Here is a 21625-nt window from a genome sequence, read left to right on the forward strand (position 1 = left end):
ACGAACTTCGCGAGCGCACGATCCGCGAGGTCCGCACCACCGGCCGCCCTATTGCGCACGTCGCGAAGGACTTGGGCATCCACCACAAGGCCGCGGCGGGCGTGACGATCGGCTCACTCTCGGCCGAACACGGCGAACGCAAGCAGAACGCCGAGTTGAAGCGGTCGAACGGGATCCTCAAAGCCGCCTCGGTGTTTTCGCCCCGGAGATCGACCGTCCCCGGACGAGGCCGAGCAGGTGATCGACCACCTGTTGTGGAGAAGTTCTCCGGGTCGACCCCGTATGCCGGGTTCTCGAACTGTCGCCGTCGACGTACTTCGCCCGCAAGAGCAGGCCGGAGTCGGCCCGCCGACTCCGCGACGAGCAGCTCCTGATCGAGAAGGTCCACACCGGTCGGGCGGCACGTATGGGGCCCCCAGGATCACCCGCGCGCTCACGCGCAAGGGCCTCGGCGTGGCCCGGTGCCGTCGAGCGTCTGACGGCCGAGCTCAACCTCTGATCGAGAAGGCAGCCGCGGCACGCGCCGCCGCGGCGGCGGCTTTACGGCCTGCTCGTACGGATCAGGAAGCGGGGCTGCGGCGTGTGCGGAGCCGGCGAACACCCGTCACGGTGTAGACGGCGGCCATGAGCGCGAAGCCGACGGCAGCGATCCAGAACCATGATTCGGCCACCGTGAGACTCAGCAGCAGCCCGCCCGTGAATGCGGGCTGCCGACGGTCTCCGGCAGTTCAAGACGCGCCCTGGATCGCAGCGCGAGGTCGGGGCGCGCAGCCGCCGACGACAGGACGAGGCCAGGGGCCTGCAGGGCGACCAGAGCGAGAGGACCCCGGCCGCCTCTCCGACTTGGCCGGGTTCAGCCACGTGGCGGGAGGGCGGGGCCGCCCTTCGCATGCCAGCTGTCGGCGTACGGGCTCTGATGCAGAGGTGCGTACGGGTTGATCTACAGAGGTGACTCGGCGTGTCGGGGTGGGGCCCGGCTCGATGAGAGGAGCCTGACGCTGATCTTGTGAAGCGTCGAGGAGGGCCTGTCGGATGTTGCTGGAACCGGGGCGGTGGCTGGAGCTGCGGCGTTTCCGGGCTCTGCATGAGGCGGGCGCGAGCATCTCGGAGATCGCTCGGGAGACCGGTCTGAACTGGCGTACGGTCAAGAAGTATCTGGAGAGCGACGGTCCTCCGGTTCCGCCGGCTCCGGCGCCGCGCTCGGATCTCGGCAACCAGGTGATCAAGCCGTGGGCGCATGTGATTGATGCGTGGCTACGGGCTGAGGTGCTGCTGAAGGCCGCGGTCATCCATGAGCGTCTGGTCGAGCAGTATGCCTTCCCGCACCACTACCAGCGCGTCAAGATGTACGTGCAGCAGGCCCGACCCCGCATCGCCGAGGAGTTGGGATATACCCCGCGCGAGCTGGCGAAGTTGCACCGCCGCTTCGAGGTGGTGCCCGGCGCCCAGGCCCAGGTCGACTGGGGCGACGAGGGCAACATCCTGGCCCATGTCGGCATCCCGAAGGTCTACTCCTTCCACATGACCTTGTCCTACTCCCGAGATCCGTTCTGCTGCTTCACCACCAGCCAGAATCTGGCATCGTTCTTCGAGTGCCACCGGCGGGCGTTCGCGCACTTCGGCGGGGCGCCCGGGGTGATCGTCTACGACCGGACCAAGACTGTCGTGCGCCGTCACGTCGCCCCGGGCGAGGCGGTCCCGTTGCATCCGGAGGCCGTGGCGTTCGCCGGGCACTACGACTTCGACATCGACGTCTTGGCCGCCTACCGGCCGACGGGGAAGGGCCGCGTCGAGCGCCAGGTCCTCATCGTCCGCGATCATGTGCTCGCGGGGCGGTCCTTCTCCAGCCTGGATGACATGGACGGGGCGTTCATGGCCTGGGTGCCCCAGCGCCGGGCGCGTACGCACCGCACCCACGGCGAGGTGATCGGCGTGCGGGCCAAGCGGGATCACGCCGCGCTGCGGGCGCTGCCCGCCAAGCCCTACATCGTGGCCGATCGGCACCTGCGACACGTGGCCAAGGACTGCCTGGTCGCCTTCGACGCCAACCTCTACTCGGTGCCCGCCACCAAGGTCCGCCACCGCCAGCTCGTCGAGGTCAGAGCCTCCGCAGGCACCGTGGCCCTGCATTCCACCGTGCCCGACGCGCAGGGCATCACGCTGCTGGCCGTGCACTCCCGCGCGGTCGGACGCAGCGCGAGGATCGTGGATGAGGCCCACTGGAAGGCCCTGCCCGACGGACACACCCGCGCCACCACCACCGACCTTCCGCCACCCGTGAGCAGGCCGGCCCGCTCCGGCGCCGAGGAACCGGGCGGTCTGATCTCGCTGCTGACCCGGGCCAGAGCCGCGCAAGTCCACGTCGGCACCCGCCCGCTGGCCCTCTACGACCAGATCGCCGGCACCCGCCCGTTCAACCCCGCCCCCATCGACCCCAAGGACATGCGTTGAGCGAGCTGGTCACCGCCCGGATCCGCACCACCGCCACCAAACTCGGCCTGCCCCACCTCACCGAGGCCCTGGCCGAGCACGTCGGCCGGGCCGACGCCGCGTCGATGGCCTACCTCGACTTCCTCGACCTGGTCTTGGAAGAAGAACTTGCCGTCCGTGAAGAACGCCGCTTCCGCCACGCGCTACGGGTCTCCCGCCTGCCACACCACAAGACGATTGAGGAGTACGACTTCTCCTACCAGCCCGAACTCGACCCCAGGAAGGTCAAGGACCTGGCCACCCTCGCGTTCGTCGAGGCCAAGTCCAACGTCGCGCTGCTGGGCCCGCCCGGGGTCGGCAAGACACATATCGCCGTCGCGCTGGCTGTCGCCGCCTGCCGGGCCGGCTACTCGATCTACTTCACCACCCTCGACGACATGGTCCGCCAGCTCAAGGCCGCCGACTCCATCGGCCGCCTGGCCAGCAAACTCCGCACCTACCTGCGGCCTCACGTTCTCGTGGTGGACGAGGTCGGCTACCTCCCGCTGGAGCGTGACGAGGCAAACCTCGTCTTCCAGATGCTCTCCAAGCGCTACGAGAAGGGCTCCACCCTGCTGACCTCGAACAAGAGTTTCAGTGAGTGGGGTCAGGTCTTCGGCGACGACGTCCTGGCCACTGCCATCATCGACCGCCTACTCCACCACTGCGAGATCCTCGCCATCAACGGCGCCAGCTACCGCCTGAAGAACCGCCTCACAGCCATCGAAGGCGGCATCACTGCGGCCAGCTGACACAGGATCAAGCTCTGCACATCAGCCCGTACACACCTCTGCACTACAGCCCGTACGCCGACAGATCATCCTGATCTTCATTGAGGGTCAGGAGGAGAGGGTGATTTCCGTGGAGGACTGGGCTGAGATCCGGCGACTGCACCGGGCCGAGCACATGCCGATCCGGGCGATCGCCCGGCATCTGGGCATCTCGAAGAACACGGTGAAACGCGCCCTGGCCACCGACCGGCCGCCCGTCTACCAGCGTCCGCTGAAGGGCTCGGCGGTGGACGCGTTCGAGCCCGCCATCCGCGAGCTGCTGAAACAGACCCCGACGATGCCCGCCACCGTCATCGCCGAGCGGATCGGCTGGGAGCGCGGGCTGACGATCCTCAAGGAGCGCGTGCGCGAGCTCCGGCCGTCCTGCCTGCCGGTCGACCCGGTCTCGCGGACGGTCTACCAGCCCGGCGAGCTCGCCCAGTGCGACCTGTGGTTCCCACCGGTGGACATCCCGCTCGGCTACGGTCAGTCCGGCCGGCCTCCGGTCCTGGTCATCGTCTCGGGGTATTCGCGGGTGATCACGGCCCGGATGCTGCCCTCCCGGCAGACCGGCGACCTGATCGATGGACACTGGCGCCTGCTGGCCGACGGCTGGGGAGCCGTCCCGAAGATGCTGGTCTGGGACAACGAAGCCGGGATCGGCAAGGGCAGGCTGACCAGCGAGTTCGCCGCGTTCGCCGGACTTCTCGCCGTGAAGGTTCACCTCTGCCGGCCCCGCGACCCGGAGGCGAAGGGCCTGGTCGAGCGGGCGAACGGCTACCTGGAGACCAGCTTTCTGCCCGGGCGGACCTTCACCGGCCCGGACGGCTTCAACACCCAGTTGACCGCCTGGCTGCAGATCGCCAACCGGCGCCAGCACCGCGTCATCGCCGCCCGGCCGGTGGACCGCTGGGAGGCCGACCGCGCGGCGATGCTCGCCATCCCGCCGGTCACCCCGCCGCACTGGTGGCGTTTCCACACCCGTATCGGCCGAGACCACTACATCCGCGTCGACACCAACGACTACTCCGTCCACCCCGGCGCCATCGGCAAGAGGGTCATGGTCCGCGCCGACAACGAGGAGGTCACCGTCATCGCCGGCAGCGACATCGTGGCCCGACACGCCCGCTGCTGGGCCAAACACCAGTCGATCACCGACCCCGACCACGCCGCCGCGGCCCAAGTTCTGCGCGGCGAAGTGATCCACCAGCGGGCGGCCCGCGCGGCCGCCGCCCGGGCCGCGGTCCTGGCCCCGGACAGCCTCGGCATCGAGGTCGAGCAACGCGAACTGGGCACCTACGACCGCATGTTCACCCTCATCGAGGGCGGCGCCGGAAAGGAGGACACCTGATGACCCGCACCGCCACGAAGACCACGGCCGACAGGGCGAGGACGGACGGCCAGGCGACCCGAACCGGCCGGCAGACCGCCGCCGACCTCGCCTTCCTCGCCCGCGCCCTGAAGGCACCCGCCCTCCTGGACGCCGCCGAGCGCCTGGCCGAACGTGCCCAGGCCGAGTCCTGGACCCACACCGAGTACCTGGTCGCCTGCCTGCAACGCGAGGTCTCGGCCCGCGACAGCCACGGCGGCGAGGGCCGCATCCGCGCCGCCCGCTTCCCCGCCATCAAGACCATCGAGGAACTCGATCTCACCCATCTGCGCGGCCTGACGCGCCAACAACTCGCCCACCTGGGAACATTGGACTTCATAGCGGCCAAGGAGAACGCCGTCTTCCTCGGCCCGCCGGGCACCGGCAAGACCCACCTCGCCACCGGCCTCGCGGTCCGGGCCTGCCAGGCCGGCCACCGCGTCGCGTTCGCCACCGCCGCCCAGTGGGTCGACCGCCTCGCCGCCGCCCACCAGACCGGCCGCCTCCAGGACGAGCTGGTCAAGCGGGCACCCTTTCGGGAGCCATGACTTGAAGGCCGGTTCTCGCCTTGGCCGTTGCAAGATCTCGTAGGCTTCCTAGCCGAAGAGATCCTGTTGTCTCGCTTCGCTCGCTTCGCAGCTGCGCTTTCTGCCTTCGCTGTAGTCAGGCCCCGTTAGGGAGCCTGACTGTCCGGACCTGTTGACCGGCCAGGGGATAGCTACGAGCTTGCGAGTAGCTAACAGACCCCGAAGGGGTCTGTAGTTCTTAGTTACTAGTTACGTCTTAGAAAGCCCAGGAATGTGAAACAGCCAAGGCGTAGCTGTGAGACAGCAGCACCGCTGTTATGACACAGCGGCACTATTCCTCTATCCCATGTGGCACCCCCTGCGATCCAGGGGGGCAGGGAGTTACACGGGCAGGTAGGGGTTTTGGGCCATGGCCGCCTTAAGGGCGGCGTCGTAGCAGCCGTATTCCGGCTTCCAAAGCTGCTCCCGCTCGGCGGGAGGCCAGAAGAACACACCCTGAGCGTCCACACTCAGGTCATCCCAACCGAGCGTGCGGGTCTCACTCGGAGCAGCCACGCTAGGCGGATCTGGAATGGCCGCAGAACGCCTTTCGGGCTCCTCAGCCGGCCTCGATGCCCGAGGGGTCCCATAAGGGCCCTGAGGGGCTTTCTCTGCCTTCTCACCAGGGATGGCGATTCGGTAGGTCGTGGCAACCCCTCGGGAGCCTTGACGGGCCACGGAGAGGTAGCCGAGGTCTACAGCTGCGTTCAGCCATCGATGGGACTTCGACCGGTCGATACCGGTCGCCTCCTGGATTCGGTCGAGGGACGGCCGTACTTCCTCGCCCCAGGTCCCCCACCGCGTACCAACCGCTATGAGAAAGCGAGTGAAGTTGGGCCACGCGTCTTTGCGCGTGAGCCTGTGGGTCTTGAGAGCGTCGGCCCCGGGAGCCTCGGCCGTGGCCAGGGTGAAGACCCATGTGCCGTGTCGTGCCTTAGCGGCATCGGAGCGGTTAGCCATGCGGGTCGGGCGTGTCCTCTCCTGATTGGGTGATGGCTGAGTTGTACCGCCGGTGGGGTGGCGGTTTCCAGCGGAGGTCATGAAGAGGCCCCCAAAGCGTTTACACGCAATGGGGGCCGGAGACTGGCCCTAGCAGCCGCAGTAGCTCACTCAGCCCACTGAGCGTCCAGCCACTTGTCCAAGTCACTCGGACGGCACCGAAGGGATTGACCAACCCGGCGAAACGGGATCTGTTCTTCACGCCAGTTTTCATATACCCAGCTTCGGGACTTGCTCAGGAACTCGGCCACCTCGACAACCGTCAACAACTTCACCAACATGACCTCCGAATATGAGAAAGCCCCGAGTCGCCTCGGGGCCATCGAGATATGAATTTCTGAAACTGGGGACCGGGCTACTGGGCGCTCGCCATGGATTTCAGCGCTGCCCTGGCCTTATCGGTAACCTCTCCCCCGGCTTTGCCAGCCACGGTGCCGAGGTAGCCGTCCCGGCGCGCCTTCTTCAAGTGGTCCTTAATCGTCTCTGGGCGACGCTCGATCAGTCTCGCGAGCCACGGGACCGGCGCAGGGGCGCCACTCTCGGCCATGGCGGCGTACGTCGCCGCCAGCAGTGCCAGGTATCGGTCCGAGACGCCTTCAGTCGCCAGGAGGCGGCCAGCGGCCTCCCCTCCGGCATCCAGTTCTCGCGTGGCGTTCTCCAGGGTCTGCTGGGCCTTCGGCGCCATCTTGGCCAAGTTCACCGCCGCCGCGAGGTCGAGCCTTCGGAGCACGGTCGTGGAGATACCGCGCACGACGTCGCGCGGCTCGGCGCCCTCGGCTGGCTCCACGGTCATGCGTTGCGGTCCCCCCGTAATCGGGCCTTCCGGCCACCACATCCGGATCACCCAGCCCCCCTGCTGCTGAGTGACCTCGAATCCGCTCTCGTCTTCTCGCATACCCCGACCATACACCACCGGGTGTGGTCCACCCTGTGTTGACAACCCAGGGTGGACCATGCGAAAACTGTGGCCGAGGGCGAGCCACGGCAGGTGGGGCCCACGACGGGAAAGGCCGGCTCAGACGTGGCGAGAGCATGGGTAGCGCGCTCCAAGGACGACGCGAAGAAGTGGACAGCCTTCTGGTACAACCCGGACGGGAAGCAGCGCCAGAAGTCGTTTGAGACCAAGAAGCGCGCCGACGACCACCGGAAGCGGAAGGAGCAGGAGCTAGACGCCGGGACCTACCTGGACGACAAGCTCGGGAAGCAGCCCGTGACGGCCGTGTGGGAGCAGTGGACGACTCAAAGGAAGCTGACGAACAGCACCAGGAAGCAGTACCGCTCCATCCAGAACACGACGCTGGAACCGTTCTTCAAGGCTCGCTCCATCGTGTCGTTGAAGGTCGCGGACATTGAGCAGTGGCTCTTGTGGATGGAGCAGGACCGCAAGCTTTCTGCCCGCACACGTCGTCAGCGGTTCTCGTTCTTCTCCGGGATGATGGATTGGGCCGTCGTCAACGAGATCATCGGGCGCAATCCATGCAAGAAGATCCGGCACGCAGGCAGCCGCGCCAAGGAGATACGCGAGCACAAGAGCAATGCCCGGCGGCTGACCACCCGGGAAGTCCTGGCAATGCTGAACGGGGCCCCGCCCCGGTACCGGGCGATGCTCTGGCTCATGGCGGGATGCGGTCTCCGCATCGGTGAGGCCATGGCGGTCTCGCGCGATCAGATCGACTTTCAGGCCGAGGTCCTGCGCGTCGATTTCCAGATGGCGGAGGACGGCGAATCCGAGTCGGGGAAGAACAGCGCGCTACAGCGGCGGCACGTCAAGGCCCGGGATGAAGAGGAGCCGGGGCGCGTTGTGCCCCTTCCGCCGAACGTGGCGTTCGAGCTGCGCAGGCACATCAAGAACCACGGCGTGTGGGGCCCTGAGCGTCTGCTGTTCCCGAACGTAACCCGGACCGGGTACCTGTACGCGTCGTACTTCTACCGGCAAATCTGGCTGGTCGCCCTGACGAAGGGCGAGGTGACCTACTGCAAGCCGCACTCCATGCGGCACTACTACGGGTCCCGGTTGCTCTATGCGGGCGTGCCTGAGAACGACGTGGCCGACTGGATGGGACACAGCAGCACGGACGTGCTCCGCGAGCACTACCACTACATCTTCGAAGGGGCCGAGCAGCGCGGGCGCGCAGCCATCGCGAGCATGCTGACCCCCGGCGCGGACGACCCCACCGAGCGGGATGAAGTCGCCTGATCCGACCCACACGAAAGGCCCCCGGCATCATGCCGGGGGCCTTGTCGTTTGTGCAGGTCAGCACATGTTTCCAACCCAGTGTCAGCCCAGGATTTCCCCAGCATGACGCCCAGGAACACCCCGGAACGGACCCGAACGGACCGGAAGCCGATCAGGGCTGCCGGATCGGCCGAGTGGGCCGCTGACCTGCGAAAACCTTGCTACGGAAGGTTCCTCGCCATCACGATCCGCTGAACCTGATTCGTACCTTCATAAATCTGGGTGATCTTCGCGTCGCGCATCATGCGCTCCACCGGGTAGTCACGGGTGTAGCCGTAACCGCCGAGGAGCTGGACGGCGTCCGTGGTGACCTCCATGGCCACGTCGGAGGCGAAGCACTTGGCCGCGGCGCCGAAGAACGTGAGGTCCTCGTGGGCGCCTCCGGCGGAGACGCGCTCCGAGCGGGCGGCAGCCGAGTACGTCAGCTGGCGGGCGGCCTCGATCTTCATGGCCATGTCCGCGAGCATGAACTGCACGCCCTGGAAGTCGCCGATCGGCTTGCCGAACTGCTTGCGCTCCTGGACGTAGCCCTTGGCGTAGTCCAGGGCGCCCTGCGCGATGCCGAGCGCCTGGGCCGCGATCGTGATGCGGGTGTGGTCCAGGGTCTTCATCGCGGTGGCGAAGCCGGTGCCCTCGGCGCCGATCATGCGGTCGGCGGGGATCCGGACGTTGTCGAGGTAGACCTCGCGCGTCGGGGAGCCCTTGATGCCGAGCTTCTTCTCCGGGGCGCCGAAGGACACGCCCTCGTCGCCCTTCTCCACGACGAAGGCGCTGATGCCCTTGGAGCGCTTCTCCGGGTCGGTGACGGCCATGACCGTGTAGTACTCGGAGACGCCCGCGTTGGTGATCCAGCGCTTGACGCCGTTGAGGACCCAGAAGTCCCCGTCGCGCACGGCGCGGGTCTTCATGCCGGCGGCGTCGGAGCCCGCGTCCGGCTCGGAGAGCGCGTACGAGAACATCGCGTCGCCCTTGGCGAGCGGGCCGAGGTACTTGGCCTTGAGCTCCTCGGAACCGGAGAGGATCACCGGGAGCGAGCCGAGCTTGTTGACGGCCGGGATGAGGGAGGAGGACGCGCAGACGCGGGCCACCTCCTCGATCACGATCACGGTGGCGAGGGCGTCGGCGCCCGCGCCGCCGTAGGTCTCGGGCACGTGGACGGCGTGCAGGTCGCTGGCGACCAGGGCGTCGAGGGCCTCCTGCGGGAAGCGGGACTCCTCGTCGACCGCGGCGGCGAACGGCAGGATCTTCGCCTCGGCGAGCGAGCGGACCGACTCGCGGAGCATGTCGTGCTCCTCGGCCGGGCGGTACAGGTCGAAGTCGGCAGAACCCGCCAAGATCTCTCACTCCCCAGGGTGATGCGTGATGCTAACTACCGTTAAGTAACCCAAGCTTAGTGGCCCGGTCACGGATGGCGATATGGACGGCCTACGTGAGTTGCATGACAGCGGCGTCGACAGCGGTGGGCTCCTGGGGAACGTCCCCGCTGGTGGGCCCGACTATGCTCAGTGGCCGCAAACGGCCCCGCACCTCTGGAGCACCCATGGCCCCCCTCAGGATCACAGTGATCGGCACCGGATACCTCGGCGCGACCCACGCCGCGGCGATGGCGGAGCTGGGGTTCGAAGTGCTGGGGCTGGACGTGGTGCCCGAGAAGATCGAGATGCTGGCGTCGGGCCGGGTGCCGATGTACGAGCCCGGGCTGGAGGAACTGCTGGCCCAGCACGTGGCCGGGCTGCCGGGCTCGACCGGGCGGCTGCGGTTCACCACCTCCTGGGAGGAGGTCGGGGAGTTCGGCGACGTCCACTTCGTGTGCGTGAACACCCCGCAGAAGCACGGTGAGTACGCGTGCGACATGTCCTACGTCGACTCCGCGATGGCCTCGCTGGCCCCGCACCTGACCCGGCCCGTCCTGGTGGTCGGCAAGTCCACGGTGCCGGTGGGCTCGGCGCAGCGGCTGGCCGCGAAGCTGGCCGAGCTGTCCCCCGCGGGCGAGGACGTGGAGCTCGCCTGGAACCCGGAGTTCCTGCGGGAGGGCTTCGCGGTCCAGGACACCCTGCACCCCGACCGGATCGTGATCGGCGTCCAGGGCGAGCGCGGCGAGAAGCTCCTGCGCGAGGTGTACGAGACGCCGATGTCCGAGGGCACCCCGCTGGTCGTCACGGACTTCCCGACCGCCGAGCTCGTCAAGACCGCCGCCAACTCCTTCCTCGCGACGAAGATCTCCTTCATCAACGCGATGGCGGAGGTCTGCGAGGCCGCCGGCGGCGACGTGGTGAAGCTGGCGGAGGCCATCGGCTACGACGAGCGGATCGGCGCGAAGTTCCTGCGCGCCGGGATCGGCTTCGGCGGCGGCTGCCTGCCCAAGGACATCCGGGCCTTCATGGCGCGCGCCGGTGAGCTGGGCGCAGACCAGGCGCTGACCTTCCTGCGCGAGGTCGACTCCATCAACATGCGCCGGCGCGGGCACATGGTCGAGCTGGCGCGGGACGCCGTGGGCGGGTCGTTCCTCGGCAAGCGGGTCGCGGTGCTCGGCGCCACCTTCAAGCCGGACTCGGACGACGTACGGGACTCGCCCGCGCTGAACGTGGCCGGACAGATCCACCTCCAGGGCGGGCAGGTCACCGTCTACGACCCCAAGGGCATGGACAACGCCCGGCGCGTCTTCCCGACCCTGGGGTACGCGGACTCCGCGCTGGCGGCGGCCCGGGGGGCGGAGGTCGTCCTCCACCTCACCGAGTGGCGCGAGTTCCGGGAGCTGGACCCGGCGGAGCTCGCGGGCGTCGTGACGGACCGGCTGGTGCTGGACGGTCGCAACGCGCTGGATCCCGTGCGGTGGCGCGCCGCCGGGTGGACGTACCGGGCCATGGGGCGGCCCCGCGCCTGATCGCCGTGGGCGCGTGCGGCTCCGCTGCTGGGGGCGCAGCCCCCAGCCCCCCGCGCCTCAAGCGCCGGCGGGGCCGGCCTTCGCGCGGCGGGCCGTGAATTCTGTGTCGCGGACCACGCGGAGGGCGTTGCCCCAGGTCAAGAGGGCCAGGTCGGATTCCGGCCAGCCTCGTTCCAGGAGTTCCGCGATCAGTCGCGGGTAGCCCGAGGGGTCGGTCAGACCGGCCGGGTGGGGGCCCTGCGGTTCGGTGCCGAAGGCGGCGCCGAGGCCGACGCTGTGCGGGCCCGCGACGGCCCGTACGTGGTCGAGGTGGTCCGCGACCGCGTGCAGGGAGTCCCCGGTGCGCGCGGCGTCGAAGGTGACCATCGCGAGCCCGTTCGCCTCGCCCAGTGCGAGCAGCACCTCGTCGGGCACGTTCGCCGGATGCGGGTTCAGCGCGGCCGCCGCCGTGTTCGAGATGATCGTCGGGGACTTGGACGCCCCCGCGATCTGGCAGGCGACCGCCGGCGGGCAGCCGGTGAGGTCCAGCATCATCGCCAGCCGGTTCGCCTCCCGGACCACCTCGTGGCCGAAGGCCGTCAGGTCGTCCTGCGCCCAGGACGCTCCCGCGGGCGCGAGGATCCGTACGCCCAGCGTGTGGAAGGCGCGCAGCGCGCCCAGCGAGTCGGTCAGCGTGCGGCCGGACACGGGGCCCAGGAACGAGGCGATCCGGCCGCGGTTGCGGGCGTCCGCCATGTCGTCGGCGCTGAGTGCCAGGCGCAGGCTGTCGGGGTAGCGGCGCACGAAGGCCAGCGCCACGTCGATCTGTTCCAGGGTGTCGGAGACCGCCTGGTCACCGGTCGTGTCCCCGCGCGGCCGGCCCGGCGGTACGAGCAGGGACCAGAACTGGGCCCCCACTCCCCCGGCACGCAGCCGCGGGATGTCGGTGTCGACACCGGTGTCGGGGGTGTCGATGTCGTGGTACGGGCTCTGGCGCAGGGTCCAGACGAAGGTGTTGCACCCGTCCGCCACGGGATGGACGGACAGCAGCGCGACGGCCCGGTCGAGGGCGCCCGCCGCCATGTCGGGTGCGGGGAGGTCTTCGGCTCCGATGCCCACGGAGTGGGGTTCGTCCTGCAGGTCGGCCATGGCGTTCGCTCCGGTCTCGGCGGCAGCAGGGAGAGATGGGATGGTGCCACCGTGACATGGGGGACGGCAGGGACGCCCGGCGGATGTGGCGTTCGGGTGAACACGCAGGTCACACCCGGTCACCACATCCGCCGTGCCCCTGCTAGATCACCGCGTTCGACGGGCCCCGGGACGCCGAGAGGTCACGCGACACCGCTTCCGCGTCGCGCAGCACCCGTACCGCGTTGGACCAGGTCAGCTTCGCCAGGTCGGCCCTGGACCAGCCGCGCGCCAGCAGCTCGGCGACCAGGTTCGGGTAGCCGGCCACGTCGTCCAGCCCGGACGGGGTGAAGGCCGTGCCGTCGTAGTCGCCGCCGATGCCGATGTGGTCGACCCCGGCCACCTCGCGCATGTGGTCCAGGTGGTCGGCCACCGTGGCGGCCGTGGCCACCGGGCGCGGGCGCTCCGCCTCGAAGGCCCGGTGCAGGGCCATCGCCTCGGGGGTGGTGTCCAGGTGGTGGAAACCGTGCGCCCGCAGGTTCTCGTCCGCGGCCAGGGTCCATTCGACCGCCGCCGGGAGGATGAACTTCGGGACGAAGGTGGCCATCGCCACCCCGCCGTTGGCCGGCAGCAGCGCCAGCACGTCGTCGGGGATGTTGCGCGGGTGGTCGCAGACCGCCCGCGCCGAGGAGTGCGAGAAGACCACCGGCGCGGCCGAGACCGCGAGGGCGTCCCGCATCGTCGTCGCGGCGACGTGCGAGAGGTCCACCAGCATGCCGACGCGGTTCATCTCCCGGACGACCTCGCGGCCGAAGTCGCTCAGGCCGCCGTGCCGGGGCTCGTCGGTCGCCGAGTCCGCCCAGTCGATCGTGTCGTTGTGCGTGAGCGTCATGTACCGCACGCCCAGCCGGTGCAGGGCGCGCAGCGTGGCGAGCGAGTTGTTGATGGAGTGGCCGCCCTCGGCGCCCATCAGCGAGGCGATCCGGCCGTCGGCGCGGGCCGCCTCCATGTCGTCCGCCGTCAGCGCCCGCACGAGGTCGCCGGGGTAACGGTCGATCAGCTGGGCGACCACGTCGATCTGCTCCAGCGTCGCGCTCACGGCCTCGTCACCGGCGTAGTCGGAGCGGACGTACACGGACCAGAACTGCGCGCCGACCCCGCCGGCGCGCAGCCGCGGGATGTCGGTGTGCAGGTGGGCGGACTGGTCGCCCGCGATGTCCCGTTGCGCCAGGTCGTAGCGCACCTGCTCGCGCAGCGCCCAGGGCAGGTCGTTGTGGCCGTCCACGACGGGGTGCTCGGCCAGCAGTTCGCGCGCCTCGTCCAGACGCTGCGCGGCGCTCACTTGCCGAACCCGAAGGACTCCGCGTTCGCGACCTTCGTACGCAGCCGCTTGCCCTTCTCGGTGGCCTGGTCATTGAGCTCCTGCTGGAAGTCGCGCATCCGGGCGAGGAGGTCCTTGTCGTGGGCGGCCAGCATCCGGACGGCCAGCAGACCCGCGTTGCGCGCCCCGGCGACCGAGACGGTGGCGACGGGAACCCCCGCGGGCATCTGGACGATCGACATCAGCGAGTCCATGCCGTCGAGGTACTTCAGCGGCACCGGCACGCCGATGACGGGCAGCGGGGTGACCGAGGCGAGCATGCCCGGCAGGTGGGCGGCTCCGCCCGCGCCCGCGATGATCGCCTTCAGGCCTCGGTCGGCGGCCTGCTCCCCGTACGCGATCATCTCGCGCGGCATCCGGTGCGCGGAGACGACGTCCACCTCGTAGGGGATCTCGAACTCGTCGAGGGCCTGGGCGGCGGCCTCCATGACGGGCCAGTCCGAGTCGGAGCCCATGACGATGCCGATGACGGGGCTGAGGGTACTCGCGGTGCTCATCTATCACTCCTTGCTTGGAAACCCCAGCCTGCGGGCTGGAGAAGAAACGCGTTGCCACCCCACGGTGCTGCCGTGACGGCATGTCGCTGCGCGATGCCTTGGCCTGGGCTTGTGTTCGGATCGTCACGGCCCCTAGCGTCCGCGTCGTGGGGGCTACTTCTGTGAAGCGGGCGTTTAAATACCGCTTCTGTCCGACTGACGCGCAGGCATTGGAGCTGTCCCGGACGTTCGGGTGCGTGCGGAAGGTCTGCAACCTGGCCCTCAGTGCCCGCAGCGAGGCGTGGACAACCCGCAGGGAGCGGGTGGGCTACGGCCAGACGTCGGTGATGCTCACCGGCTGGAAGAAGACCGAGGAGCTGGCTTACCTGGCCGAGGTGTCCTCGGTTCCGCTCCAGCAGGCGCTGCGCCACTTGCAGAGCGCGTTCACAGAGTTCTGGGGAAAGCGGTCGCAATACCCCCGGTTCAAGTCGAAGCGGAAGTCGCGCGCCTCGGCCGAGTACACGCGCAGTGCGTTTCGCTACGCCGACGGCCGACTGACGCTGGCGAAGATGGCCGAGCCGTTGGATGTGGTGTGGTCCCGTCCTCTGGCGGAGGGCGTGGAGCCGTCGACGGTCACTGTTTCTCGGGACGGCTCCGGACGCTGGTTCGTTTCCCTGCTGTGCGTGGACACCCCCGAGCCCATGCCCGCAACCACCACCGCTGTCGGCATCGACGTGGGTCTGACGGCCCTGGTGACCCTGTCCAGCGGGGAGAAGATCCCACACCCGAAGCGTGAGCGCCGCGACAGGGCACGCCTGGTCAAGGCCCAACGGGCGCTGGCCCGGAAAGAGAAAGGAAGTAGCAACCGGGCAAAGGCCCGCACCCGGGTGGCCCGTATCCATGCCCGGATCGCAGACCGCCGCAGCGATCACCTGCACAAGCTGACAACTCGACTCGTGCGCGAAAACCAAACGCTCGTGATTGAGGACCTCACCGTCCGCAACATGCTGAAAAACCACAAGCTCGCCCGTGCCATCGCCGATGCGGCCTGGCGCGAGATGCGGTCGATGCTGGAGTACAAAACGGCCTGGTACGGACGCGAGCTGATCATCGTCGATCGATGGTTCCCCAGCTCGAAGCTGTGCTCGGCCTGCGGGGCGATCGCCACGACGATGCCCCTGAACGTCCGTGAATGGACGTGCGGGAATTGCGGGACGACCCACGACCGGGACGAGAACGCAGCCGTGAACCTTCTGACCGCCGGGCTGGCGGTGACAGTCTGTGGAGACGGTGGAAGACCTCAACGGAACACCCCTGAGAGGCAGCGGTCAGTGAAGCAGAAAACCCGACCCGCGAGGGAAGGAGTTCCCCCCTCCGCCAGGAGAGGGGAACGAGGTCAAGCGGTGACCGTTCCTCTGAGGTAGTCGGCTGCGTGGCGTGCGCGCTCCAGCACATCGTCCAGATCGTCGCCGTAGGTGTTGACGTGGCCGACCTTGCGGCCGTGCTTCACGTCCTTGCCGTACATGTGGATCTTCAGCTGCGGGTCGTGCGCCATGCAGTGCAGGTACGCGGCGTACATGTCGGGGTAGTCCCCGCCCAGCACGTTCGCCATGACCGTCCAGCGGGCCCGGGGGCGGGGGTCGCCCAGGGGGAGGTCCAGGACCGCGCGGACGTGGTTGGCGAACTGGGAGGTGACGGCACCGTCCTGGGTCCAGTGGCCGCTGTTGTGCGGGCGCATCGCCAGTTCGTTGACCAGGATCCGGCCGTCGGTGGTCTCGAACAGTTCCACGGCCAGGTGGCCGGTCACGCCGAGTTCCTTGGCGATGCGCAGGGCGAGGGCCTGGGCCTCGCCCGCCAGGGTCTCCGAGAGGTCCGGGGCGGGGGCGATCACCGTGTCGCAGACCCCGTCCACCTGGCGGGACTCGACGACGGGGTAGGCCACCGCCTGGCCGTGCGGGGAGCGGACGATGTTCGCCGCGAGCTCGCGGACGAAATCGACCTTCTCCTCCGCGAGGACCGGGACGCCCGCCTTGAAGGGGGCCTCCGCGTCCTCGGGGGTGCGGACGAACCACACGCCCTTGCCGTCGTACCCGCCCCGCACGGTCTTGAGGATGACGGGAAACCCGCCCACCTCGTCCGCGAAGGCCGCCACGTCCGCCGGATCGCTCACGATCCGGTGGCGGGGGCTGGGCGCACCGATCTCGTCGAGCTTGGCGCGCATCACCCCCTTGTCCTGGGCGTGCACCAATGCGTCGGACCCCGGGCGGACGGGGATGCCGTCCGCCTCCAGGGCCCGTAGGTGCTCCATGGGTACGTGCTCGTGGTCGAAGGTGATCACGTCACAGCCGCGCGCGAAGGCACGCAGCGTCTCCAGGTCGCGATAGTCGCCGATGACGACGTCGCTCACGACCTGGGCCGCCGAGTCCTGCGGGGTGTCACTGAGGAGCTTGAATCTGATGCCGAGGGGGATGCCCGCCTCGTGGGTCATGCGGGCGAGCTGACCGCCGCCGACCATGCCGACTACCGGGAACGTCACTCCTCCAGGGTATCCGCCGGTATTCGGCCATCAGGACCCGCATGGACACGGCCCGCCCGGACCTGCCGGTGTGCCGTGCGTCGCACGGTGTCCGAAGGCACAGACGGGGCTGTGGGGGGACACTTACGATGGGCGGGTTGACGGAGAACACCGGACGCCCTTAGCGGGGCGGTGACCGACAGGAACTGACCTTCTGATGAGCACGCCGGGGAACGGATCTGCTCTCGAACGCGTACGCGCTCTCGTGCGAGAGGTCGCCAAGTTCGGGGCGGTCGGTGGTCTGGGTGTACTGGTCAACCTGGGTGTCTTCAACCTGATCCGGCACACGACCGACCTGCAGGTGGTGCGCGCGAGCGTGATAGCCACCGTCGTGGCCATCGCCACGAACTACCTGGGCTTCCGCTACTTCGCCTACCGGGACCGTGCCCAGAGCGGCCGCACCCGTGAGCTGGTCCTCTTCGCCGCGTTCAGCGGCATCGGCCTGGTCATCGAGAACGGCGTGCTCTACACCGCCACCTACGGCTTCGGCTGGGACGGCTCGGTGGCCAGCAACGTCTTCAAGTTCATCGGCATCGGCACCGCCACCGTGTTCCGCTTCTGGTCGTACCGGACCTGGGTCTTCAAGGCCCTGCCCGAGGCCGCCGAGCCGGTGCCGGGGCCCGCGCCGCTGCCCAGGCCGGAGCGCCGGCCGGAGCCGCTGCCCGCGCCGGAGCCGGCGAACAACTAGTACGCACTCCTAGCGCACGGTCGTCTCCTGCTCGGCCCGTTCCGGCGCCGTCCGGCTGAGGAACAGCGCGAACACCGGCGGCTGCGTCTGGAGCAGCTCGAGGCGTCCCCCGTCCGCCTCCGCGAGGTCCCGGGCGACCGCGAGGCCGATCCCGGTGGAGTTGCGGCCGCTGATGGCCCGCTCGAAGATCCGGTTGCCCAGGTCCGGCGGGACCCCCGGCCCCTCGTCCGTGACCTCCAGGACCGCCTGGTTGCCGACGACGCGGGTACGCAGGGCGACCGTGCCGCCACCGTGCATCAGGGCGTTCTCCACCAGCGTGGCCAGCACCTGCGAGACCGCGCCCGGGGTGCCGACGGCGCGCACGCCCTGCTTCCCGGAGCGCACGATGGCCCGGCCCGCGCTGCGGTAGGCGGGCCGCCACTCCTCCACCTGCTGCTTGACGACCTCGTCCAGGTCGAAGGGGACCGCGGAGCCCGTCCGCGGGTCCCGCGAGTTCGTGAGCAGCCGCTGCACGACGTCCGTGAGCCGCTCCACCTGGGTGAGGGCGATCGTCGCCTCCTCCCGCACGGTCTCCAGGTCGTCGGTGACCGTGATCTCCTCCAGCCGCATGGACAGTGCGGTGAGGGGGGTCCGCAGCTGGTGCGAGGCGTCCGCGGCGAGGCGCCGCTCGGCGGTCAGCATCCGGCCGATCCGCTCGGCGCTGGAGTCCAGGACGTCGGCGACGCGGTCGAGCTCGGGGACCCCGTACCGCTTGTGCCGGGGGCGCGGGTCGCCCGATCCGAGCCGCTCCGCCGTCTCGGCGAGGTCGGTGAGCGGGGAGGCCAGCCGGTTCGCCTGGCGGACGGCGAGCAGTACGGCCGCCACGACGGCCAGCAGCGCCACCGCGCCGACCACCGCGAGGGTCCGCCCGACCTCCTTGGTCACCGTGGAGCGGGACTCCTCGACCGTCACGACCTCGCCCTGTTCGCCGCGCGCGGTGCCGCGGATGACGCTGTCGGGGATCGGGGCGCCCACCTCCACGGCCGGCTGGCCGGGGATGGTGATGCGGGCGTAGTGGCCGGCGTCCAGCTGCTCGGCGAGGGCGACCGGATCGACCGGCTTGTGCTCCAGGACGTTCGCCTCGACGATGCCCACCAGTCGCAGCGCCTCGGACTCGATGCGGTCCTGGGCGCTGCTGGTGATGGTCCGGGTCTCCACGATCACGAGGGAGACGCCGAAGACGGCGATCACGACGAGCACCACGGCGAGCGTGGAGTTGATGAGGCGGCGGCGCATGCCTTAGAGCATGCCCTAGCGCCGGTCCGGGGCGGGCCGGGGCCGGGGCTCTTGCGGGTGGGGGTCAGCTCTTCTCGAAGCGGAAGCCGACGCCGCGGACGGTGGCGATATAGCGGGGGTTCGCGGCGTCGTCGCCCAGCTTCTTGCGCAGCCAGGAGATGTGCATGTCGAGGGTCTTGGTGGAGGACCACCAGGTGGTGTCCCAGACCTCGCGCATGAGCTGGTCGCGGGTGACGACCCGGCCGGCGTCGCGGACCAGGACGCGCAGCAGGTCGAACTCCTTCGCCGTGAGCTGCAGCTCGTCCTCCCCCATCCAGGCGCGGTGCGATTCGACGTCGATCCGCACGCCGTGGGTGGCGGGGGGCTGGGCGGCCTCGTTGGCGCCGCGGCGGAGCAGGGCCCGGACCCGGGCCAGCAGTTCGGCCAGGCGGAAGGGCTTGGTCACGTAGTCGTCGGCGCCGGCGTCCAGGCCGACGACCGTGTCGACCTCGTCCGCGCGGGCGGTGAGGACCAGGATCGGGAAGCCGTGCCCCTCCGCCCGCAGCCGGCGGGCGACTTCCAGCCCGTCCATGCCCGGCAGGCCCAGGTCCAGGACGACGAGGTCGACGCCGCCCTGCATTCCCGCGTCCAGGGCGGTGGGGCCGTCCTCCCGGACCTCGACCTCGTACCCCTCCCGGCGCAGGGCGCGGGCCAGGGGCTCCGAGATGGATGCGTCGTCCTCGGCGAGCAGTACACGCGTCATGTGGGTGATGGTAGTCCGCGGCGACTGAATCGAGGGGCCTGCCTGCACACCCCTTCCGAACTGGGCTTATGAACTACTAAGCGCCTTCGAATATGGCCGGACGGTTCCCGACTCGCCTTGTGATCCATCTCTCAAGTCCTTTCATATGCCACAGTGTCGTGTCGTATGGTGGCGAGACGCCTGATGCATTACCTCAGGGACCTTTGTGCCGAAAAGCGAGCCGAGGGTCTCTATTGCTGTCCTGACCGGACAGGCAGTCTTGTTGGGACTCACCTGTTCCGGGCTCGACGACAGTGAATGACCTCTGGGCCGGGCCCCTCGCGCGATGGATGCGCGGGCGGGCGTGGATCCCGGTTACGGATGTTCCCTTCGCCCCCAACCCCATGGGGGGCGAGACCCTGAGGCGTGGGTGGGAGATCCGTCCGCCGGTGCCGGCCACCCCCCACCGGGCGCGGATGAGCTCACGAAGCCAAGCGTCCCGAGCAAGCAAGGATCGACCATGGCTTCCAGCCTGACGACGGCTTCTCCGAGCCCCGCTCACGAGAAGACCCTCCTCGGCCACCCGATCGGCCTGGCCACGCTGTTCATGACCGAGATGTGGGAGCGCTTCTCCTACTACGGCATGCGTGCGCTTCTCGTCCTGTACTTGGTCTCCGGCGGCGTCGACGCCGCGACCGGCAGCCAGGGCGGCGGCCTCGGCTTCACTGCTGCGACGGCTACGGCGATCTACTCCGTCTACGTGGCCATGGTCTACCTCATGGCCATGCCCGGCGGCTGGTTCGGTGACCGCGTCTGGGGCGCCCGCAAGACGGTCGCCATCGCCGGTGGCGTGATCATGGCCGGCCACGTGTCGCTCGCGCTGCCCGGCCAGATGGCGTTCTTCGGCGGTCTGCTGCTGGTCGCGGTCGGCTCCGGTCTGCTGAAGGCCAACATCTCCACGATGGTCGGTCACCTGTACCGCGGTGTGGACGACCCTCGCCGCGACAGCGGCTTCACGATCTTCTACATCGGCATCAACGTGGGTGCCCTCCTCGCCCCGATCGGCATCGGCATGGTCGGCGAGCTCGTGAACTGGCACCTCGGCTTCGCGCTCGCCGCCGTCGGCATGGGCATCGGCCTCGTGGTCTACCTGCTCGCCGGCCGCACCCTGAGCCCGCAGAGCAGCATCGTCCCGAACCCGCTGAGCCCGGCCGAGCGCAAGGCCGTGATCGTCAAGGCCCTCGCCGTCCTGGCCGCCATCGCCGTCTTCTACGGCGCCGTCGTCGCCGCGGACATGTTCACCATCAAGTGGGCGCTGTACCCGATCACCATCGCCGGTCTGCTCATCCCGGTCGCCGTCCTCGTGCGCATCAAGCGGGACAAGGACCTGTCCACCGTCGAGCAGACCCGGATGAGCGCCTACATCTGGTTCTTCGTGGCCGCCGCCGTCTTCTGGATGATCTACGACCAGGGCGGTTCGACGCTCTCGCTCTTCGGTGACAAGAACTCCGAGCGCGCCCTGTTCGGCTGGGAAGTCCCGACCACCATCTTCCAGTCGCTGAACCCGCTCTTCGTGGTGGCCCTGGCCCCGGTCTTCGCCGCCGCGTGGGTGGCTATGGCCCGCCGCAACCGCGAGCCCAGCACCATCGTGAAGTTCTCGGTGGCCCTGATCATCGTCGGTGCCTCGTTCTTCGTCTTCGCGCTGCCGCTGGGCCAGACCGCCGGCAACGACACCAAGGTCACCATGTGGTGGCTGGTGCTCATCTTCCTGATGCACACGCTCGCCGAGCTGTGCCTGTCGCCGGTCGGCCTGTCGGTGACCACGAAGATGGCGCCGCAGAAGTACGGCTCCCAGATGATGGGCGTCTGGTTCCTGGCCGTCACCGCAGGTGACTGCGTCACCGGTCTGCTGGGTCTGGCCGACGTGCAGCTGAACGGCGTCGGAGTGATCCTCTTCCAGGCGACCGCCGCCGTACTCGCCGGCCTCGCGATCTTCATGTACCGCAAGAAGGTCAACCAGCTGATGGACGGCATGGGCTGACGCGTTCGCGCTCCGTACGACGGAACGGCCCGGCACACCGAAAAAAGGGGTGCCGGGCCGTTCCGCTG

The 21625-nt window shown here is 69.0% G+C and carries 18 protein-coding genes; 9 read left to right on the forward strand and 9 right to left on the reverse strand.

Translation table 11 applies throughout. The annotated features are described in order from the left end of the window. Positions 1-1032: 1032 nt before the first annotated feature. The 4 genes from istA (OG332_RS17380) (at position 1033) to OG332_RS17395 (ending at position 5156) form a co-directional block, all read left to right on the forward strand. Complete coding sequence (istA, locus tag OG332_RS17380) at positions 1033-2451, forward strand: IS21 family transposase (RefSeq protein WP_327411910.1); 1419 nt, start codon at positions 1033-1035, stop codon at positions 2449-2451. Then, complete coding sequence (gene istB / locus OG332_RS17385; RefSeq protein ID WP_327411911.1) at positions 2448-3221, forward strand: IS21-like element helper ATPase IstB; 774 nt, start codon at positions 2448-2450, stop codon at positions 3219-3221. Before istA (OG332_RS17380) ends, istB begins: the two co-directional genes overlap by 4 nt. Before the next feature lie 100 nt (positions 3222-3321). Beyond that, entirely contained in the window at positions 3322-4590 is a 1269-nt protein-coding gene (gene istA / locus OG332_RS17390) for an IS21 family transposase (RefSeq protein ID WP_327414335.1), read from the forward strand. Further along, positions 4590-5156, forward strand: a complete 567-nt coding sequence (locus tag OG332_RS17395; RefSeq protein ID WP_327414336.1) for an ATP-binding protein — start codon at positions 4590-4592, stop codon at positions 5154-5156. The genes istA (OG332_RS17390) and OG332_RS17395 overlap by 1 nt, the downstream gene beginning before the upstream one ends. A gap of 1124 nt (positions 5157-6280) precedes the next feature. On the opposite strand, the gene OG332_RS17400 is transcribed toward OG332_RS17395, so the two are convergent. Together OG332_RS17400 and OG332_RS17405 are read right to left on the reverse strand one after the other, a co-directional pair. Then, complete coding sequence (locus OG332_RS17400; RefSeq protein WP_327414337.1) at positions 6281-6496, reverse strand: helix-turn-helix domain-containing protein; 216 nt, start codon at positions 6494-6496, stop codon at positions 6281-6283. Positions 6497-6528: 32 nt separating this feature from the next. Further along, positions 6529-7068, reverse strand: a complete 540-nt coding sequence (locus OG332_RS17405; RefSeq protein WP_327414338.1) for a hypothetical protein — start codon at positions 7066-7068, stop codon at positions 6529-6531. 126 nt (positions 7069-7194) lie between these two features. Here OG332_RS17405 and OG332_RS17410 point away from each other — a divergent pair, with 126 nt between their 5' ends. Further along, the gene (locus tag OG332_RS17410; protein WP_327419265.1) at positions 7195-8370 is read left to right on the forward strand and encodes a tyrosine-type recombinase/integrase; all 1176 of its coding nucleotides are present in this window, start codon (positions 7195-7197) and stop codon (positions 8368-8370) included. Between the two features lie 200 nt (positions 8371-8570). Here OG332_RS17410 and OG332_RS17415 read toward each other — a convergent pair whose 3' ends face one another. Beyond that, positions 8571-9743 (reverse strand): acyl-CoA dehydrogenase family protein, encoded by a 1173-nt coding sequence (locus OG332_RS17415; protein WP_327414339.1) that lies wholly within the window; start codon positions 9741-9743, stop codon positions 8571-8573. Positions 9744-9949: 206 nt separating this feature from the next. Here OG332_RS17415 and OG332_RS17420 point away from each other — a divergent pair, with 206 nt between their 5' ends. Further along, on the forward strand, positions 9950-11293 hold the full coding sequence (locus OG332_RS17420; protein WP_327414340.1) for a UDP-glucose dehydrogenase family protein: 1344 nt from the start codon (positions 9950-9952) through the stop codon (positions 11291-11293). A gap of 57 nt (positions 11294-11350) precedes the next feature. On the opposite strand, the gene OG332_RS17425 is transcribed toward OG332_RS17420, so the two are convergent. From OG332_RS17425 to purE, 3 genes are all read right to left on the reverse strand, one after another. Beyond that, positions 11351-12421 (reverse strand): membrane dipeptidase, encoded by a 1071-nt coding sequence (locus OG332_RS17425; protein ID WP_327414341.1) that lies wholly within the window; start codon positions 12419-12421, stop codon positions 11351-11353. A 142-nt stretch (positions 12422-12563) separates the two neighbouring features. Next, a complete protein-coding gene (locus OG332_RS17430) occupies positions 12564-13742 on the reverse strand; it encodes a dipeptidase (protein ID WP_327414342.1) in 1179 nt (392 codons plus the stop codon). After that, the gene (gene purE / locus OG332_RS17435) at positions 13739-14278 is read right to left on the reverse strand and encodes a 5-(carboxyamino)imidazole ribonucleotide mutase (protein ID WP_327414343.1); all 540 of its coding nucleotides are present in this window, start codon (positions 14276-14278) and stop codon (positions 13739-13741) included. The genes OG332_RS17430 and purE overlap by 4 nt, the downstream gene beginning before the upstream one ends. A gap of 161 nt (positions 14279-14439) precedes the next feature. Here purE and OG332_RS17440 point away from each other — a divergent pair, with 161 nt between their 5' ends. Beyond that, positions 14440-15681 carry an RNA-guided endonuclease InsQ/TnpB family protein gene (locus OG332_RS17440; protein ID WP_327419266.1) on the forward strand — a complete coding sequence of 414 codons (1242 nt, stop codon included), beginning with the start codon at positions 14440-14442 and terminating at the stop codon, positions 15679-15681. On the opposite strand, the gene OG332_RS17445 is transcribed toward OG332_RS17440, so the two are convergent. Beyond that, on the reverse strand, positions 15654-16793 hold the full coding sequence (locus OG332_RS17445; RefSeq protein WP_327414344.1) for a 5-(carboxyamino)imidazole ribonucleotide synthase: 1140 nt from the start codon (positions 16791-16793) through the stop codon (positions 15654-15656). The two genes, OG332_RS17440 and OG332_RS17445, sit on opposite strands and share 28 nt — an antisense overlap. A 196-nt stretch (positions 16794-16989) precedes the next feature. On the opposite strand from OG332_RS17445, the gene OG332_RS17450 reads away from it, so the two are divergent. Next, the gene (locus OG332_RS17450) at positions 16990-17520 is read left to right on the forward strand and encodes a GtrA family protein (protein WP_327414345.1); all 531 of its coding nucleotides are present in this window, start codon (positions 16990-16992) and stop codon (positions 17518-17520) included. A gap of 9 nt (positions 17521-17529) precedes the next feature. Here OG332_RS17450 and OG332_RS17455 read toward each other — a convergent pair whose 3' ends face one another. Then, positions 17530-18795, reverse strand: coding sequence for an ATP-binding protein (locus OG332_RS17455; RefSeq protein ID WP_327414346.1), 1266 nt, complete (start codon positions 18793-18795; stop codon positions 17530-17532). 64 nt (positions 18796-18859) lie between these two features. Further along, complete coding sequence (locus tag OG332_RS17460; RefSeq protein ID WP_327414347.1) at positions 18860-19537, reverse strand: response regulator transcription factor; 678 nt, start codon at positions 19535-19537, stop codon at positions 18860-18862. 499 nt (positions 19538-20036) lie between these two features. Here OG332_RS17460 and OG332_RS17465 point away from each other — a divergent pair, with 499 nt between their 5' ends. Further along, complete coding sequence (locus OG332_RS17465) at positions 20037-21557, forward strand: peptide MFS transporter (RefSeq protein ID WP_327414348.1); 1521 nt, start codon at positions 20037-20039, stop codon at positions 21555-21557. The last annotated feature ends 68 nt before the right edge of the window (positions 21558-21625 follow it).

Origin of the sequence: Streptomyces sp. NBC_01233 (genome assembly GCF_035989305.1) — a bacterium.
Classification (GTDB): domain Bacteria; phylum Actinomycetota; class Actinomycetes; order Streptomycetales; family Streptomycetaceae; genus Streptomyces.

Excerpts from the sequence above, each read along its gene's own strand:
- istA (WP_327411910.1), top strand. The coding sequence starts at position 1,033 with ATGTTGCTGGAACCGGGGCGGTGGCTGGAGCTGCGGCGTTTCCGGGCT.
- OG332_RS17395 (WP_327414336.1), top strand. The coding sequence starts at position 4,590 with ATGACCCGCACCGCCACGAAGACCACGGCCGACAGGGCGAGGACGGAC.
- OG332_RS17400 (WP_327414337.1), bottom strand. The coding sequence starts at position 6,496 with ATGGCCCCGAGGCGACTCGGGGCTTTCTCATATTCGGAGGTCATGTTG.
- OG332_RS17405 (WP_327414338.1), bottom strand. The coding sequence starts at position 7,068 with ATGCGAGAAGACGAGAGCGGATTCGAGGTCACTCAGCAGCAGGGGGGC.
- OG332_RS17420 (WP_327414340.1), top strand. The coding sequence starts at position 9,950 with ATGGCCCCCCTCAGGATCACAGTGATCGGCACCGGATACCTCGGCGCG.
- OG332_RS17425 (WP_327414341.1), bottom strand. The coding sequence starts at position 12,421 with ATGGCCGACCTGCAGGACGAACCCCACTCCGTGGGCATCGGAGCCGAA.
- purE (WP_327414343.1), bottom strand. The coding sequence starts at position 14,278 with ATGAGCACCGCGAGTACCCTCAGCCCCGTCATCGGCATCGTCATGGGC.
- OG332_RS17450 (WP_327414345.1), top strand. The coding sequence starts at position 16,990 with ATGAGCACGCCGGGGAACGGATCTGCTCTCGAACGCGTACGCGCTCTC.
- OG332_RS17455 (WP_327414346.1), bottom strand. The coding sequence starts at position 18,795 with ATGCGCCGCCGCCTCATCAACTCCACGCTCGCCGTGGTGCTCGTCGTG.
- OG332_RS17460 (WP_327414347.1), bottom strand. The coding sequence starts at position 19,537 with ATGACGCGTGTACTGCTCGCCGAGGACGACGCATCCATCTCGGAGCCC.
- OG332_RS17465 (WP_327414348.1), top strand. The coding sequence starts at position 20,037 with ATGGCTTCCAGCCTGACGACGGCTTCTCCGAGCCCCGCTCACGAGAAG.